The 14,506-nt window shown below is 70.6% G+C and carries 16 protein-coding genes; 13 read left to right on the top strand and 3 right to left on the bottom strand.

The features are described from left to right. Positions 1 to 18: 18 nt before the first annotated feature. From V9G19_RS05500 to V9G19_RS05510, 3 genes are read left to right on the top strand one after another with little or no spacing between them, the layout of a single operon-like run. Positions 19 to 624 carry a DUF5998 family protein gene (locus V9G19_RS05500; RefSeq protein ID WP_462284484.1) on the top strand — a complete coding sequence of 202 codons (606 nt, stop codon included), beginning with the start codon at positions 19 to 21 and terminating at the stop codon, positions 622 to 624. Positions 625 to 633: 9 nt separating this feature from the next. Further along, on the top strand, positions 634 to 1,791 hold the full coding sequence (locus tag V9G19_RS05505) for an alkaline phosphatase family protein (protein ID WP_462284485.1): 1,158 nt from the start codon (positions 634 to 636) through the stop codon (positions 1,789 to 1,791). Positions 1,792 to 1,843: 52 nt separating this feature from the next. Continuing rightward, on the top strand, positions 1,844 to 2,539 hold the full coding sequence (locus V9G19_RS05510) for a thymidine kinase (RefSeq protein ID WP_462284486.1): 696 nt from the start codon (positions 1,844 to 1,846) through the stop codon (positions 2,537 to 2,539). 129 nt (positions 2,540 to 2,668) lie between these two features. Here the strand turns inward: V9G19_RS05510 and sepH are convergent, their stop codons facing one another. Then, a complete protein-coding gene (gene sepH / locus V9G19_RS05515) occupies positions 2,669 to 3,928 on the bottom strand; it encodes a septation protein SepH (protein ID WP_462284487.1) in 1,260 nt (419 codons plus the stop codon). Positions 3,929 to 4,049: 121 nt separating this feature from the next. On the opposite strand from sepH, the gene V9G19_RS05520 reads away from it, so the two are divergent. From V9G19_RS05520 to V9G19_RS05550, 7 genes are all read left to right on the top strand, one after another. Next, on the top strand, positions 4,050 to 5,120 hold the full coding sequence (locus tag V9G19_RS05520) for a ferrochelatase (protein WP_462284488.1): 1,071 nt from the start codon (positions 4,050 to 4,052) through the stop codon (positions 5,118 to 5,120). Continuing rightward, entirely contained in the window at positions 5,117 to 6,001 is an 885-nt protein-coding gene (locus V9G19_RS05525; RefSeq protein WP_462284489.1) for an inositol monophosphatase family protein, read from the top strand. Before V9G19_RS05520 ends, V9G19_RS05525 begins: the two co-directional genes overlap by 4 nt. Positions 6,002 to 6,137: 136 nt before the next feature. Beyond that, a complete protein-coding gene (locus V9G19_RS05530) occupies positions 6,138 to 6,437 on the top strand; it encodes a DUF4193 domain-containing protein (protein ID WP_462284490.1) in 300 nt (99 codons plus the stop codon). Then, entirely contained in the window at positions 6,434 to 6,928 is a 495-nt protein-coding gene (gene dut / locus V9G19_RS05535; protein WP_462285030.1) for a dUTP diphosphatase, read from the top strand. Before V9G19_RS05530 ends, dut begins: the two co-directional genes overlap by 4 nt. Before the next feature lie 42 nt (positions 6,929 to 6,970). Next, positions 6,971 to 7,708: a DUF3710 domain-containing protein gene (locus tag V9G19_RS05540; RefSeq protein WP_462284491.1), complete on the top strand. Its 738-nt coding sequence runs from the start codon at positions 6,971 to 6,973 to the stop codon at positions 7,706 to 7,708. Beyond that, on the top strand, positions 7,709 to 8,089 hold the full coding sequence (locus V9G19_RS05545; RefSeq protein WP_462284492.1) for an OB-fold nucleic acid binding domain-containing protein: 381 nt from the start codon (positions 7,709 to 7,711) through the stop codon (positions 8,087 to 8,089). Further along, the gene (locus tag V9G19_RS05550; protein WP_462284493.1) at positions 8,086 to 8,748 is read left to right on the top strand and encodes a DUF3159 domain-containing protein; all 663 of its coding nucleotides are present in this window, start codon (positions 8,086 to 8,088) and stop codon (positions 8,746 to 8,748) included. Before V9G19_RS05545 ends, V9G19_RS05550 begins: the two co-directional genes overlap by 4 nt. A gap of 8 nt (positions 8,749 to 8,756) precedes the next feature. Here V9G19_RS05550 and V9G19_RS05555 read toward each other — a convergent pair whose 3' ends face one another. Both V9G19_RS05555 and V9G19_RS05560 read right to left on the bottom strand, forming a co-directional pair. Further along, complete coding sequence (locus V9G19_RS05555) at positions 8,757 to 9,440, bottom strand: potassium channel family protein (protein ID WP_462284494.1); 684 nt, start codon at positions 9,438 to 9,440, stop codon at positions 8,757 to 8,759. A gap of 15 nt (positions 9,441 to 9,455) precedes the next feature. Continuing rightward, positions 9,456 to 10,121: a potassium channel family protein gene (locus V9G19_RS05560; protein ID WP_462284495.1), complete on the bottom strand. Its 666-nt coding sequence runs from the start codon at positions 10,119 to 10,121 to the stop codon at positions 9,456 to 9,458. A 103-nt stretch (positions 10,122 to 10,224) separates the two neighbouring features. On the opposite strand from V9G19_RS05560, the gene V9G19_RS05565 reads away from it, so the two are divergent. From V9G19_RS05565 to V9G19_RS05575, 3 genes are all read left to right on the top strand, one after another. Beyond that, positions 10,225 to 12,180, top strand: a complete 1,956-nt coding sequence (locus tag V9G19_RS05565; protein WP_462285031.1) for an APC family permease — start codon at positions 10,225 to 10,227, stop codon at positions 12,178 to 12,180. Next, positions 12,177 to 13,376, top strand: a complete 1,200-nt coding sequence (locus V9G19_RS05570; RefSeq protein ID WP_462284496.1) for a class I SAM-dependent RNA methyltransferase — start codon at positions 12,177 to 12,179, stop codon at positions 13,374 to 13,376. Before V9G19_RS05565 ends, V9G19_RS05570 begins: the two co-directional genes overlap by 4 nt. Positions 13,377 to 13,447: 71 nt before the next feature. After that, positions 13,448 to 14,449, top strand: a complete 1,002-nt coding sequence (locus V9G19_RS05575; protein WP_462284497.1) for a helix-turn-helix transcriptional regulator — start codon at positions 13,448 to 13,450, stop codon at positions 14,447 to 14,449. The last annotated feature ends 57 nt before the right edge of the window (positions 14,450 to 14,506 follow it).

The following is a 14,506-nucleotide window of genomic DNA, read 5'->3' on the forward strand; positions in this document are numbered from 1 at the left end:
TCGGGGGCCTGGGGCACAATGGTCGGCATGCCTTCGCGTCCTTCCACACCGGCGCTGCCGGTTTTGCCGGCGCCCTTGCGTGCCGCGATCGAACAAGCCGGCTACTACCCTCAGCTCGTCGCTGACGTCATCGGGGCCGCCCTGGGACCCGAAGAAGTGCGCTCGCACCTTGTCCATCAGGAGACGACCTTCGACCAGGACGCGATCCGTCGGCATGTGACCGTGCTCGTCTTGACCCCGACACGCCTGATCATCGCCCACGCCGACGACTACACCGACGACCCCCAAGGCCGCGAGGACCTCGCCACGGCAACGACCGAGTCGATCCCCTTGCGGGTAGTGCGCGGCGTGATGCTCACGCACGTTGTCGCCGATCCCAGCCGCTATCGGGGCGGCAGCCTGGGACGGGAGTTGACGTTGACCTTGGGATGGGGGACGGTCAGCCGGGTCGACTTGGTGCCCGCCGGGTGCGGTGACGCCAACTGCGAGGCCGATCACGGCTACGAGGGGACGATCGCCTCCGACGATCTCGTGCTGCGCATCAGCGCCGACGCCGATGGCAGCGCCGCCCTGTCCGCGGCACTCGCGTTCGCCAACGCGCTCTCGGCCAGCATCGGCCGCTGATTCTTTCGTATGCCGCTCGCACCCGCCCCGCCGCCGTTGCATCCGCCCAGCTATCGGCACGGTGCGTTGCCGGATGTGCTGCCCTCGGTCCTGGCCGCTCTCGGCCACCCGTTGGCGGATCGACCCGCCTCGCTGGTGTTGCCGCCGGCGCGGCGCAGCGTGGTGGTTCTGCTCGACGGGCTCGGGGCACAACTGCTGGGCCGCCGGGCGGGGCATGCGCCCTTCCTGCGCAGCCTGCTCGGCGATGGGCAGGTGCTGGCGAGCGGGTTTCCGGCCACAACAGCAACGTCTACGGCGTCGTTCGGCACGGGTCTGGCGCCCGGCGAGCACGGCCTGCTCGGCTATCAGAGCAAGATCCCCGAGACCGGCGCCGTCTTTGACCACCTGTCGTGGGAGGGGGGACCGGACCCACGGCGCTGGCAGCCCGAGGCCACCGTCTTCGAGCTGGCCGCAGCGCAGGGCCTGGCGGTAGCCCGGGTCGGGCTGCCGCGCTTCGACGGATCAGGGCTGACCGTCGCCGCGTTGCGCGGCGGGCGCTTCCTCGGGGCCACCACTCTCCAGCGCGGCGTCGCCGCGACCGTGCGGTTCCTCCGCGATCATGACCAGGCACTCGTCTATGTGTATTGGGGCGATATCGACAAGGCCGGCCACGAGTCGGGGTGCGACTCGCCCGCCTGGATCTCGGCCTTGGAGCATGCCGACGAGCAGCTGCGGCGCTTGGCCGAGCAGCTGCCCGCGCACACCAGCCTGCACATCACCGCCGATCACGGCATGGTCGATGTCCCCTTTGACCAGCGCATTGATCTGGCGGTCGACAGGGAACTCGACGCCGGGATTGTCGCCACGGCTGGGGAGCCGCGGGCCCCGCACCTCTACTGCCGTCCCGGTGCCGCCGCCGAGGTCGCCGCGACGTGGAGTTCCCGGTTCGGGCAGTCCGCGCTGGTGCGGGTGCGCGAGCAGGCGATTGCCGACGGCTGGTTCGGGCCGACGGCCGAGCGCAATGTTGCCCGGATCGGCGACGTCGTGGTCGCCTTTGGTGCCGGTCTGGCGGTGGAGGACTCCCGCACCTCCAAACCGATCCTGCTCACCCTGCTCGGGATGCACGGGTCGATGACCCTGGAGGAGACCGCCGTCCCGCTGCTGACCCTGTCCGCCCGCGCCGCCTGAGCGCTGGGCCGCAGGCCCGATCGCGGGAGCCGGTGACTTAGGGTTGGCGGTCGTGGCGGAACTGGTCTTCTTCTCCGGGACGATGGACTGCGGCAAGTCGACCCTCGCCCTGCAGATGGACCACAATCATCGGGCGCGAGGGCGGGGAGGGTTGATCTTCACCCGGCTAGACCGGGCGGGCGAAGCCGTGCTTTCCTCCCGGCTCGGTTTGGCCACGGGGGCGATCGAGGTGACCGACGCGATGGACCTGTGGGATGTCGTGGTCGCCCACCGCACGGGCGGTCACCGGGTCGACTACGTCATCTGCGACGAGGCCCAGTTTTATACCCCCACGCAGGTCGAGCAGCTGGCCCGGCTGGTCGACGATATGGAGGTCGATGTCTTCGCGTTCGGGATCACCGCGGACTTCCGCCCCCAGCTATTCCCGGGCTCGCGGCGGCTGATCGAGCTCGCCGACCGAGTTCAGGTGCCGCAGGTCGAGGCGCTGTGCTGGTGCGGACGGCGGGCCACTCACAATGCTCGGATCGTCGACGGAGTGATGGTGGTCGAGGGGGAGCAGGTGGTCGTCGGCGATACCTCGGGGACGGCGGCCGGCGAGGTCGAATATGAGGTGCTCTGCCGCCGCCACTTCATGCGACGCATGAACAGCCGGGCGGCACGAGCGGCTGCCCTATCGGCCGACGTCCTGCCGCTGGAGCTGGCGGCCTGCGCCCTGCCGGCCCCCGGCGACGACCCGCACGGTGGGTGAGCTGCGCGGCCGGGGAAAGAGCGGCCGGGGAAGAGGGGGGCTGTGCCGCGCGTGAAGTGTGGGCTGCGCGGCGAGTGACTGTGCCGATGCTGAACCGTTCCAGCCGCCCTTCGCGAGGGCTGTCTAGGTCTAGGGCGCGTCGGCGCCGCGCGACGGGCCGAACATCACGTCGTTCCAGTCGGGCACCCCGACCCGGCCGCGGCGGCGGGTGGTGCGTTTTCGTGGGGTGGCCTCGGCCTCTGGCGGAGCCGGCAGCGGCGCCGACGAGTCCTCCTCGCGGTTTCGGTCGTCGACCGACTCGCTGTCCGCAGCGGCGCTGTCGACAGGGCTTGTGAACGGTTTGTCGCCATGCGCGCTGTCCATGGCTGCGGTGTCGGTGTCTGCGGTGTCGGTGTCTGCGGTGTCGGTGTCTGCGGTGTCGGTCTCCGCGCTATCCGTGGTCGGCTGCAGTGCGACGAGCACCAGCTCCTCGTTGTTGTCCAAGGCGTCCTGGACCGGTTCCTCATCGGGATCGACCGGGTCCGCCGGTGTCTCGACCGCCAGATCCTCGATCGGCAACTCCTGCGCGCCCACCATGGTGGCCGGGTTGTCTAGTTGCCTGCCGTCGCCCGCCGCCCGGCCTGCGGTGTTTTGGGGCAGCTCGCTCGGCCGGTCTTCGCCGCGCGAGCGCGGACGTACCCGCCGGGCGCGTCCGCGCCGCTCGCCGGCGTGCGAATGCTCCCGGATGGCGGTCATCAGGCTTTCGTCAGCCCCGAGGCCGCCGGCGGCGTCGACGTCATACACCACCTCACCACCCAGCCGCGGCGCGCTCGCCGACCCGGCCGCGCTGTCCTCCTCCGAGAGCCAGCGGGCCTCGTCGTCGAGTGCCTCCAACATGCCGCTCGCGTGCTCGAAGCGCCAGCTCGCCTGCCGTTCGCGGCCGCCGGCGGGAAAGACGACGTGGACCTGCCAGCGGCCGGTCTCGGGCCGGGTGGCGTCCCATTCGGCTTGCTCGCCGCTCACGCCGCGCCCGGCCAGGCGTCGCTCCACACGCGCAGAGAGGAGCTCGCCCTCGCCGGAATCGACCCGGCTGCGAAGGCGGGTGTTCATGGCGAGGCCGGCCACATAGCCGCGCTCGGCGAGGATGGGCGCCTCAAAGACGGCCACCTTGCGCACCGGCCAGCCCGCCCGCTCGGCGACCTCATCGGTGCTGTGCCCGGCCCGAATCAGCGTCTGGACATCACGCGCGGTCAGCGCCGGCTCGGTGGGTCCGGCACTCGCCGCGCCGGCCCGCCGGGCCGCCGCGCGCAGCCCGTCATCGATCGCCAACCGGTAGCGGCCACCGGATTCGTCGGCGAGCAGGACATGGCTGCCGTCCTCGTGGACGCCGACAAAACGCAGCTCCTGCATGGGTGTCTGACTCCCTGAGCCGGGGGCGGGGTCGCCGACGCGGCGACATGGTGGACTCCGAACTCTGCCATGCCGAACCGGCCAACGGGAGAGGGCCACGCCGCGAGGGTAGGTTTGGGGCGTGCCAACGCATCCGCTTGCCCCCTATGACGCGCTCGTCGTGTTGTCTTTCGGCGGGCCGGAAGCCCCGGATGAGGTCATGCCCTTCCTGCGCCGGGTGACCGCCGGGCGGGGCATACCAGATGATCGGCTGACCGAGGTCGCCGAGCACTACCTGCTCTTCGGCGGCGTCAGCCCGATCAACGCCCAGAATCGGGCGCTGGTGGCGGCGCTCGCGGCCGAGTTGCAGGCGCGTCACGCCAGCGTGCCGGTGCACCTGGCCAACCGCAACACCCAGCCGTTCGCCGAGGAGGTCCTGGCCGGCCTGACACCGGGCCGGATTCTCGTGATCTTGACCAGCGGCCTGCGCTCCTATTCCTCCTGCCGCCAATACCGGGAGGATCTCGCTCGGGCCGCGGACGCCGGCTTGATCGTCGACAAGATCGCCTCGTATGCCGAACATCCTGCCGTGCTCGACGCCACCACCCACCTAACCGCGACCGCGCTCGCCCCGATTCTCGCCGACGACCCCGCCGGGCACGTCTTGACGGTCGCGCACAGCCTTCCGCTGCAGATGGACGCCTCGTCCGGGCCGGCGCAGGAGGGCGGCCACGCCTACTCCGCGGCCCTGGCCCGGGTCAGTGCGCACCTCCACAGTCGGCTGAGCGAGCGCTTTGGTCGGCCGGTGCCGGTCGACCTCACCTATTGCTCTCGCTCGGGCCCGCCCCGCGTGCCGTGGCTCGGGCCCGGGGTGGGGGAGCGCCTAGAACAGCTGGCGGATGCCGGGGTCACGACGGTCCTGCTCGCGCCGATTGGCTTCGTCAGCGACCACATGGAGGTCCGCTACGACCTCGACACCGAGGCCCGCGCACAGGCCGAGGCGCTCGGCATACGACTCGAACGGGCCCCGACGCTGGGAATCGACCCACGCTTTGTGTCTGCCCTGGCCGATCTGGCATTCGCCCGGGCCGCCGAGGCGCGCGGGGAGTCGTCGAGCGTGCCGCAATGCCCTCCGCCGACCTGCCCCGCCGACTGCTGCCCCAATCCCCGCGGCGAGCTGGCGACCCGGTGTGCGGCGGACGTGGCCGCATGACCCTTCACACCGTCCCGGACCCCGTGCTGCGCGACCTGGAGCGCATCGCGCTGGGCGTCGCGTCCGAGGCGGCGTTGCTTGTCGGCGGGCGTGACAGCGCCCAGGTATGCGCCACCAAGTCGACACCAACCGATGTCGTCACCGAGACCGACCGCCGGTCCCAGGAGCTGATCGCGCATCGGCTGAGGGCCCTTCGCCCCGACGACGCCTTCTATGCCGAAGAGGACGGAGCGCTGTCCGGAACGAGCGGGCTGACCTGGGTCGTCGACCCGATCGACGGGACGGTCAACTACGTCTACGACATCCCCGCGTATGCCGTTTCCGTCGCCGCCGTCGTCGGCAATCCGCGCGCACCCGGTCAGTGGGCGCCGGTCGCGGGCGCGGTCGTCAACCCGGTCTCGGGGGAGCGCTTCTGGGCGCGCACCCGCGGTGGCGCCTGGCGCCAGCGTGGCCGGCTGCCGGCCACCCGCCTGCAGGCCTCCGACCGCAGTGAGCTCGGGCTGGCCCTGATCGGAACCGGCTTCGGCTACGCGGCCAACGTCCGCTCCTGGCAGGCGCGGGTGTTGACGCCGCTGCTGCCGCAGGTGCGCGACATCCGGCGCGTGGGCAGCGCGGCCCTCGACCTGTGCCACGTCGCCGACGCCAGCCTGGATGGCTTCTATGAGCGCGGCCTCAACCCGTGGGATCTCGCGGCCGGGTGGGTGATCGTCACCGAGGCCGGCGGGACCGTGTGCGGCCTCGCCGAGTCCGATCCCAGCGCCGCGATGACCATCGCCGCGGGCGCGGTCGCGCCGGCTCTGCGTGAGGCGTTGGTCACGATTGTCGATCAGGTGGGCCCGCTGGACGAGGCAACCATCTCGTCCGCCGAGCCTGGGACGTGACTAATCGGCGTTCGTAGGGCACAATCCCCGCCGCAGGGCACAAAAAGGCGAGGTCGAGCGTTGTCTGGGGCGCTGGAGCCGAGCCCGCACAGGGTGCCGGCGCCAACGCGGGTTCTGGGATGGAATGAGGATATCGATGGCCACCGACTACGACGCACCACGCAAGACCGATGACGAAATCTCCGAGGACTCGATCGAGGAACTCAAGGCCCGACGAGTCGATAAGTCGACCTCGAGCGTCGACGTCGATGAGACCGAGCAGGCCGAGGGGTTCGAGCTGCCCGGAGCCGACCTATCCGGTGAGGAACTGTCGGTGCGGGTCATTCCCCGCCAGGCCGACGAGTTCACCTGCTCCCGTTGCTTCCTCGTCCACCATCGCAGCCAGCTTGCGTCCGATAAGGCCGGCGTGTTCATCTGTTCGGAGTGCGCCGCCTGAGCACGACAACCCGGCCAATCGTCCCCGTCCGCCTGCTGCACCCGGCAGCCGTGCTGCCGAGCTATGCCCACGAGGGTGACGCGGGCGCCGATCTGACGGCGACCGTCGAGCTGACCTTGGGGCCGGGGGAGCGGGCACTCGTGCCGACAGGAGTGGCGCTGGCCATACCCGAAGGATGGGTCGGGCTGGTCCACCCGCGCTCGGGGTTGGCGGCGCGGCATGGCATCACGATCGTCAACGCGCCGGGCACGATTGACGCCGGCTACCGCGGCGAGATCCTCGTCAACTTGGTCAACACCGACCGCACCGAGCCGTTCACGGTTCACTCGGGCGACCGGATCGCCCAGCTGGTCCTCCAGGAGGTGGCGCGGGCGCACTTCGCGGCCGCCGATTCGCTTCCGGACACCGCCCGGGGGGAGACTGGGCACGGCTCCACCGGCGGTTTCGGCCGAGCCGGCGCCAGCCCGTCCGACCACGACACCATCACCTAGGCGAGGCCGCCCACCTTCGCCACGAGCAGCAAAGGATCCACCGTGAGCCTGTTCCGCCGCCGCGCCGCCGCGCCACTTTCGGAACCCGACCCCACTGACAACACCGACACCGACCAGGGCGAGCAGCAGCCGACCACGGTGGAGGAGGCTGGGCCCACCCCGCGCCCGACCGGGCCGTTCGACGCCGACGAGGTCGACGGCCGCGGTGACCGCTTCGATCTTGGGGCGTTGTGGGTGGCCCCCTATCCCGACCTCGAGGTGCGCGTCGAGATCGACCAGCAGGCCGATGCCCTCACCGGGCTGCAGTTGCTTGTCGGCGACTCGACAGCGCAGGTGCAGGCCTTCGCCGCGCCGCGATCGGGCGGGCTTTGGGCCGAAATCCGCGAGGAGTTGGCCGCGTCGATCACCAGCGCGGGCGGCAGCGCGGAGGAGTCCACGGGCGAGTACGGCACCGAGCTGACCGTGAACCTGCCGCAGCAGGGCCCCGATGGCCAAACGGTCTTTGCCCCCGCCCGCTTCCTCGGCATCGACGGGCCGCGGTGGTTCCTCCGGATCGTCTTGTCGGGCCGGGCCGCCGCCGAACCGGACGCCCCCAGTCCCATCCTGGAGGCCGTCCGCGGATTGGTCGTGGTGCGCGGCGACACCCCGATGGCGCCGCGCGAGTTGCTGCCGCTGCGGTTGCCGGAGCCGGAGGACACCGCGCCGGCCGAGCCGGAACCGCCGCAGCAGCCGGACCTCAACCCATTCGAGCGCGGACCAGAGATCACCGAGGTCCGCTGAGTGGGCAAGGGGCCCGGCGCCATGCTTCGGCGCCTCGGCGAGCGGCTGACCAAGTCAACGGACGAGTTGCACGCCGACAAGGTCCGCGAGCAAACCCGCTCGCGGGGAACGATCGCGATCGACACGCTCGCCGACCGGCAGATCGCGACCGTCTCGGGCACGATTCGTTCGGTGTCCCTGCAGCCGCAGTCAAGCGCCCTCGCCCTGGTCGCCGAGCTCTTCGACGGCAGCACCCTCTTGGTGCTGATTTGGCTGGGCCGGCGCCGGATCCGAGGCATCGAGCCGGGCGTGAACATCCAGGTGACGGGACGGGTGTGTCATCGGGAGGGCCGACCGACCATCTTCAACCCCGCCTACGACCTCCTTCCCCGGCCGTCATGAGCGAGGCGGCACCGGCGGCCGAGACGGTCGAGGCGATCATCCGACACCGGCTCTCGAGCGCCGTCGGCGGGTGGCGCGGCTCGGTGGAGACGGCGTTGCCGACGATCGCCTTCGTCATCGGGTGGACGATCACCACGTCGTTGCGCCCCAGCCTGATCGCGGCGGGCGTGGCCGCCGTGGTCCTGGCCGGCTTGCGGCTGGCCCAGCGCCAAAGCCTGCAATACGTCCTCTCCGCGGTGTTCGCCACGGCGATCGCTGCCTTCTTTGCGTTGCGCAGCGGCCGCGCGCAGGACGTCTTCTTGCCCGGGATCCTGATCAATCTCGCGTATGCCGCGGCCACCCTCGTCTCGGTTCTCGCCAAGTGGCCGTTCATCGGCTTCCTGGTCGGGGCGGGGGATCCGGAGGCCAAGACCGACCCGCTGCGCTGGCGTCGCGACCCCTCGATGGTCGCCGTGTGCTCGCGGCTGACCCTCGTGACGACCGCGATGTTCGCCCTCCGCGTCGCGATCATGTATCCGCTCTATCTCGCCGGTAACGTCGCGGCGCTCGGCGTCGCCAAGATCGCCCTCGGCTGGCCGTTGTGGGCGGCCGCGATCGCCGTCATGGGTGGCATGCTCATGCGCGGCGCGACCCCGCACACGCCGCTCCCCGAGCGGTAGCCGGGCGGCTACTCTCGGGGTCGTTTGACCCGCGCGGACGGGCTGAGGGTGTTCTCCAACTCGTCCTCGGACTCGGGGGTGGTGAGGAACAGCAGCTCGTCGTGCGCCTCGAGGCTGTCATCGGGGCTGGGCGCGATCGGCATCTGGTCACGAATGATCCCGACCAGCACGGTGTCGGGCGGCAATTCGAGGTCCCCGACCCGCTCGCCGACGTGGGGGGAGTCGCTCGGCAGGGTCATCTCCACCATCGAGGCATGACCCTTGCGGAATTCGAAGATGCGCACGAGGTCGCCAACCGTGACCGCCTCCTCGACCAAGGCGGTCATATAACGCGGCGTCGAAACCGCCACGTCCACGCCCCACGCCTCGTCGAACATCCACTCGTTCTTGGGGTTGTTGACGCGCGCCACCGTGCGCGGCACACCGAACTCGGTCTTGGCAAGCAGGGAGACGACGAGGTTGACCTTGTCGTCACCGGTCGCCGCGACGACGACATCGCAATCGGCCAGGCCGGCCTCGTTGAGGGCGTCGATCTCACAGGCGTCGGCGGCGAGCCAACTGGCCTCCGGCACGCGACGAATCGTCACCTCGTTGGCGGCCTTGTCGATCAGGAGCACCTGGTGGTTGTTGTAGAGCAGGTCCCGGGCAATGGACCGGCCGACGCTGCCAGCCCCGGCGATGACGACACGCATGACGGCTCCTCCGGGTCACTCGTGGGTGGGGGGTGGCCCGTCGAGGGTGCGCTCGATGTCGGCCAGCTCGTCCCGGTTGGCGGACAGGTGGACGAAATCGCCCTCCTGGTAAATGGTGTCCGGCTGCGGGAGCAGGCCCTCGCCCAGCCGGGTGACATAGGCGACACGCGTGCCGGTCGCGTTCTCGATCGCGTTCAGCGGCAACCCGATCCAGCGAGAGTCGACCGGCACCTCGGCGATGACGATGCGCCCGGAAGGATCGGTCAACTCCGGCAGGTGCCCTTGGGGCAGCAGCCGGCGCAGCATTTGGTCGCTGGTCCACTTGACGGTCGCGACCGTCGGTATGCCGAGCCGCTGATAGATCTCGGCGCGACCGGGGTCGTAAATCCGGGCCACGACGTGCTCGACACCAAAAGTCTCCCGGGCAACCCGGGCGGAGAGGATGTTGGAGTTGTCGCCGCTGGAGACGGCGGCGAACGCATACGCCTGCTCCACCCCGGCCTCCATCAGCGTGTCGCGGTCGAAGCCAACGCCGGTGACCGTGCGGCCCTCGAAGGTCGGGCCGAGACGGGTGAACGCGGACTCGTCCTGGTCGATGACGGCCACGTCATGGCCGCGGCGGTGCAACGCCCGGCCCAGTGAGGCCCCCACGCGACCGCATCCCATGATGACGAAGTGCACGAGGCGACGCTAACACCGCCACTGGCGCGGCGCCGCCGCGGCCGTAGACTTGCCGCTCGTGGCAGTCGGGCGCGTCCTGAAGCGCATCATCCTCGGCCAGGCGATGAGCAGCGACAAGCTGCACGAGACCCTGCTGCCGAAACGCATCGCGCTTCCCATCTTCGCCAGCGACGCGCTGTCCTCGGTCGCCTATGCCCCCGACGAGATCTTCTTGACCCTGGGGATGGCGGGCGGCACCCTCGCGCTGACCCACTCGTGGATGATCGCGCTCGCGGTCGTGTTCGTCATGCTCGTGGTGGTCGCGTCCTACCGCCAGAATGTGCATGCCTACCCCTCGGGCGGCGGCGACTACGAGGTCGCGACGGTCAACCTCGGCCCGCGGGCGGGGTTGATGGTCGCCAGCGCGTTGCTCGTCGACTACGTCCTGACCGTCGCCGTCTCGATCTCTTCGGGGATCCAAAACGCCGCGACGGCGCTCGGTTTCATCCGCGGCCACGAGGCGGCATACGCGGTCGCCCTGGTCGTCCTGCTGACGGCGATGAACCTGCGCGGCGTGCGCGAATCGGGCAATGCCTTCGCCCTGCCCACCTATGCGTTCATGCTCGGCGTGATCGGCATGGGCGCCGTTGGCGCGTTCCGGCATTTCCGCGGCACGTTGCCCAACGCCGAGAGCGCGGACTTCGAGCTGGTCGCCGAGCACGGCTACGAATCGCTCGGCGGGCTGGCGCTGGCGTTCTTGCTGCTGCGGGCCTTCTCCTCCGGCTGTGCGGCGCTCACCGGTGTCGAGGCGATCTCCAACGGGGTTCCGGCCTTCCAGAAGCCGAAGAGCAAGAACGCCGCGACGACCTTGTTGATGATGGGGTTGATCGCCATCACGATGCTGTTGTCGATGATCAGCCTGGCCCGCTGGACCGGGGTGAAGTTCGCCGACGACGAGGCAGTGCAGCTGCTGCGGGAGGGTGTGCCGGTCGGCGACAGTTATGTCCAGGATCCGGTGATGGGCCAGGTCGCCAAGGCCGTGTTCAGCGACTTCCATGCCGGCGTGGTGTTCATCTCGATCGTCACCGGGATCATCTTGATCTTGGCGGCCAACACCGCCTTCAACGGCTTCCCCGTCCTCGGGTCGATTCTTGCCCGGGACGGGTTTTTGCCTCGCCAGCTGCACTCGCGCGGGGACCGGCTGGCCTTCTCCAACGGCATCCTCATCCTCGCCAGCGCCGCGGCCCTGCTCATCGTCATCTTCGACGCCGACGTCACCCGGCTGATCCAGCTCTATATCGTCGGGGTCTTCGTCTCGTTCACGCTCAGCCAGATCGGCATGGTGCGGCACTGGAATGGGTTGCTGCGCCTGGAGCGGGACCCGCGCGAGCGTGCCCGGATGATCCGCAGCCGGGTCATCAACACCATCGGTGCGGCCATGTCGGGCACGGTGCTCGTCGTGGTCCTGGCCACCAAGTTCATCCACGGTGCCGGCTACGCGATCGCCGCGATGGCGGTGATCTATCTGATCATGACCGCGATCAACAAGCACTACGCGATGGTCGCCAAGGAGTTGGAGGTCGTGGACGCGACCGCCCAGTTGCTCCCGGCCCGCGTGCACGCGATCGTGCTGGTCTCCAAGCTGCACAAGCCGACGCTGCGAGCGTTGGCGTATGCCCGCGCCACCCGCCCGCAGAGCCTGGAGGCCCTCACGGTCAACGTCGATCCCGAGGAGACCCGCGAGTTGCAGGAGGAGTGGGAGGCCCGCGCCATCCCGGTCACCCTCAAGGCGCTGGACAGCCCCTACCGCGAGATCACCAACCCGATCGTCAACTACGTCAAGGGCATGCGCCGCGAGTCTCCGCGCGAGATCGTCGTCGTCTACATCCCGGAATACGTCGTCGGTCACTGGTGGGAGCAGTTGCTCCACAACCAGAGCGCGTTGCGCCTGCGAGCCCGGCTGCACTTCACGCCCGGTGTCATGGTCGCCTCGGTCCCCTGGCAGCTGCGCAGCTCCGAGGGCCAGGAGGACCGTCTCGACTCCGGGGCGGTCCCCGGCTCGGTCCGGATGGGCCAGTGACCGGCCTTGCGGTCGGGGACGAGGTCGAGGTCGAGATCGGGCCGATCGGCCACGGGGGCCACTGGATCGCCCGCCACGACGGTCAGGTGCTCTTCGTGCGTCATACGGCGACCGGGGAGCGCGTCCGCGCCCGGGTGACCGAGCTCGGACCCGGAGGCCGGTTCGTGCGTGCCGATGCGGTGGCCGTGCTCGAGGCCTCGCCCGATCGCGTTGCACCCCCGTGTCCGTATGCCGGCACGTGCGGCGGCTGCGACTTCCAGCACCTCGCGCTCCCGGCTCAGCGTAAGCTGAAAACCCTTGTCGTGCAAGAACAGTTCCGCCGCCTCGCGGGTCTCGAGGTCGACGTCGATGTCGCCGCGCTGGATCCTCGCGAGGACGGCTTGCGCTGGCGTAGCCGCTGCGAGTTCACCGTCGACGCCGCGGGGCGGGCGGGAATGCGGGCGCACCGGTCCGAGGCGATCGTGCCCCTGGACGACTGCCTGATCGCGTCGCAGCGTGTGGTCGGAACCGGTGTGCTGCAACGGGAATGGCCCCCCGGATCGACCCTCGACGTCGTCGCCCCGAGCGCCGGTGAGCCGGTCGTGTGCGTGCTGCCGGGCACGGACCCGGTCCCGACGGTCACCGAGCGGGTCGGAGCGGCCGGTTTCGCGCACGACTTCGCCGTCTCCGCTCGCGGTTTCTGGCAGGTGCATCCGCGGGCTCCGCACATATTCGTCGAGCGGGTTCTCGCCGAGGTGGTGCCGCGGCCGGGGGAGCGCGCCCTGGATTTGTATGCCGGAGTAGGCCTTTTCGCCGCTGCCCTCGCCGACGCGGTCGGTCCCGAGGGCCAGGTGCTCACCGTCGAGTCCGACGCCGTCGCGGGCGCCCTCGCCCGGAGCAACCTGACTCCGTGGCCACACGCCGTCGCGGTGGCGAATCGGGTGGACGACTTCCTCGGCGTCGCCCGGCCCGCGAGGCGCGGTCCCGACCGGCGCCGCGCCTCGCGGCCGCGGCGTCCGCGACCTTCGCCGCTGCTGCCGCCGAGTGCGGACGTGGTGGTTCTCGATCCGCCACGGACGGGAGCGGGTCCGAAGGTGGTCGAGGCGGTTGCTGGGCTGCGGCCAAGGTGGATCGCCTATGTCGCGTGCGACCCCGCCGCGCTGGCGCGGGACACGGTGGCGCTCGGGGGCTGGCGGCATACGACGCCTTCCCGATGACTCACCACGTCGAGTGCATCGCGACGTTCACCCCCTCCCCCTGAGCCTCCCGTCGGGTGGTAGGCATGGGCATGGACCCGCAAGAACCCCCGGCGCTGACCGCCATCGCCGCCGCGGTCTATCGCCAGACCGCCCGCGCGCCGCTCACGGCGGCCGACCTCGCCGCCCGGTTGGGCGCCGACCCCGGCGACATCGCGGGAGCCGTGGGCGAATTGACCGGGTTCGGGCTCGTTACGCGCGACGGCGCGACGATTCGCGCGCTCGCACCGGCCGCCTTCGACCGCGAGATCGACCGCCAGGATCGCCGGCTGCGGGAACTGCGGCGGACGGCGGCGGACCTCGACGCGGCGTGGATCACCCGCGGATCGACCGGCGCGGTCGACGTCATCGAGGGCGGCCTCGAGGCCAAGGTGCTCATCGACGAACTCGTGGCGACCGCCCGGGAGGAGATCGTCGCCCTGAGCATCGGCACCGTCGTGCCGGTGGATCCGCCCCTGCCGAAGGCCGTGCCGTCTCCGGTCAGCACGGTCGACGGGGAGCGGGCGGCGCTCGCCCGTGGCGTGCGGATCCGCGGCGTCTATGACCTGGGCCTGCTCGCCGACCCGATCGCGCTGTCCGCGGTCCAGGAGTGCGTGCGGATCGGGGAGGAGGCCCGCGTCGTGCCCGGCCTGCCGATCCGCCTGTTCGTCTTCGACGGCGAGGTCGCGACGGTGTCGGCGCCCGGGGTCGGCGGCGACCGCCGCCACCTTCTCGTGACGCGGCACCGGGGGTTCGTCTCGGTCTTCGCCAATGTCTTCGAGACGTTCTGGCGGATGGGCGTGTCGCTGCCCGCCGGGCCCGGTCACACCTCCGACCGGCCGGATGCCGCCGCACCGGTCGACGATCGTCCCGACGCCGAGTCCCGGCGCCTGCTCGCCCACCTCGCCGTGGGACTGACGGACGAGGCGATCGGGCGCGACCTCGGGGTGAGCGGACGGACCGTCGGGCGGCGGATCGCCCACCTCCAGGCCCGCCTCGGCGCGAGCAGCCGCTTCCAGTTGGCCGTCCAGGCCGGGCGGCGCGGCTGGATCTGAAGCCCGCGGGTTGGCAGGGACTGACACTGACGGTTTCGGTCAGCCGCAACGGTGTCG

Origin of the sequence: Nostocoides sp. (assembly GCF_037045025.1) — a bacterium.
Classification (GTDB): Bacteria; Actinomycetota; Actinomycetes; order Actinomycetales; family Dermatophilaceae; genus Nostocoides_A.

Coding starts and splice junctions, on each gene's coding strand:
- V9G19_RS05500 (WP_462284484.1), top strand. CDS start 19: ATGGTCGGCATGCCTTCGCGTCCTTCCACACCGGCGCTGCCGGTTTTG.
- V9G19_RS05505 (WP_462284485.1), top strand. CDS start 634: ATGCCGCTCGCACCCGCCCCGCCGCCGTTGCATCCGCCCAGCTATCGG.
- sepH (WP_462284487.1), bottom strand. CDS start 3,928: ATGCAGGAGCTGCGTTTTGTCGGCGTCCACGAGGACGGCAGCCATGTC.
- V9G19_RS05525 (WP_462284489.1), top strand. CDS start 5,117: ATGACCCTTCACACCGTCCCGGACCCCGTGCTGCGCGACCTGGAGCGC.
- V9G19_RS05530 (WP_462284490.1), top strand. CDS start 6,138: ATGGCCACCGACTACGACGCACCACGCAAGACCGATGACGAAATCTCC.
- V9G19_RS05550 (WP_462284493.1), top strand. CDS start 8,086: ATGAGCGAGGCGGCACCGGCGGCCGAGACGGTCGAGGCGATCATCCGA.
- V9G19_RS05555 (WP_462284494.1), bottom strand. CDS start 9,440: ATGCGTGTCGTCATCGCCGGGGCTGGCAGCGTCGGCCGGTCCATTGCC.
- V9G19_RS05565 (WP_462285031.1), top strand. CDS start 10,225: ATGAGCAGCGACAAGCTGCACGAGACCCTGCTGCCGAAACGCATCGCG.
- V9G19_RS05575 (WP_462284497.1), top strand. CDS start 13,448: ATGGACCCGCAAGAACCCCCGGCGCTGACCGCCATCGCCGCCGCGGTC.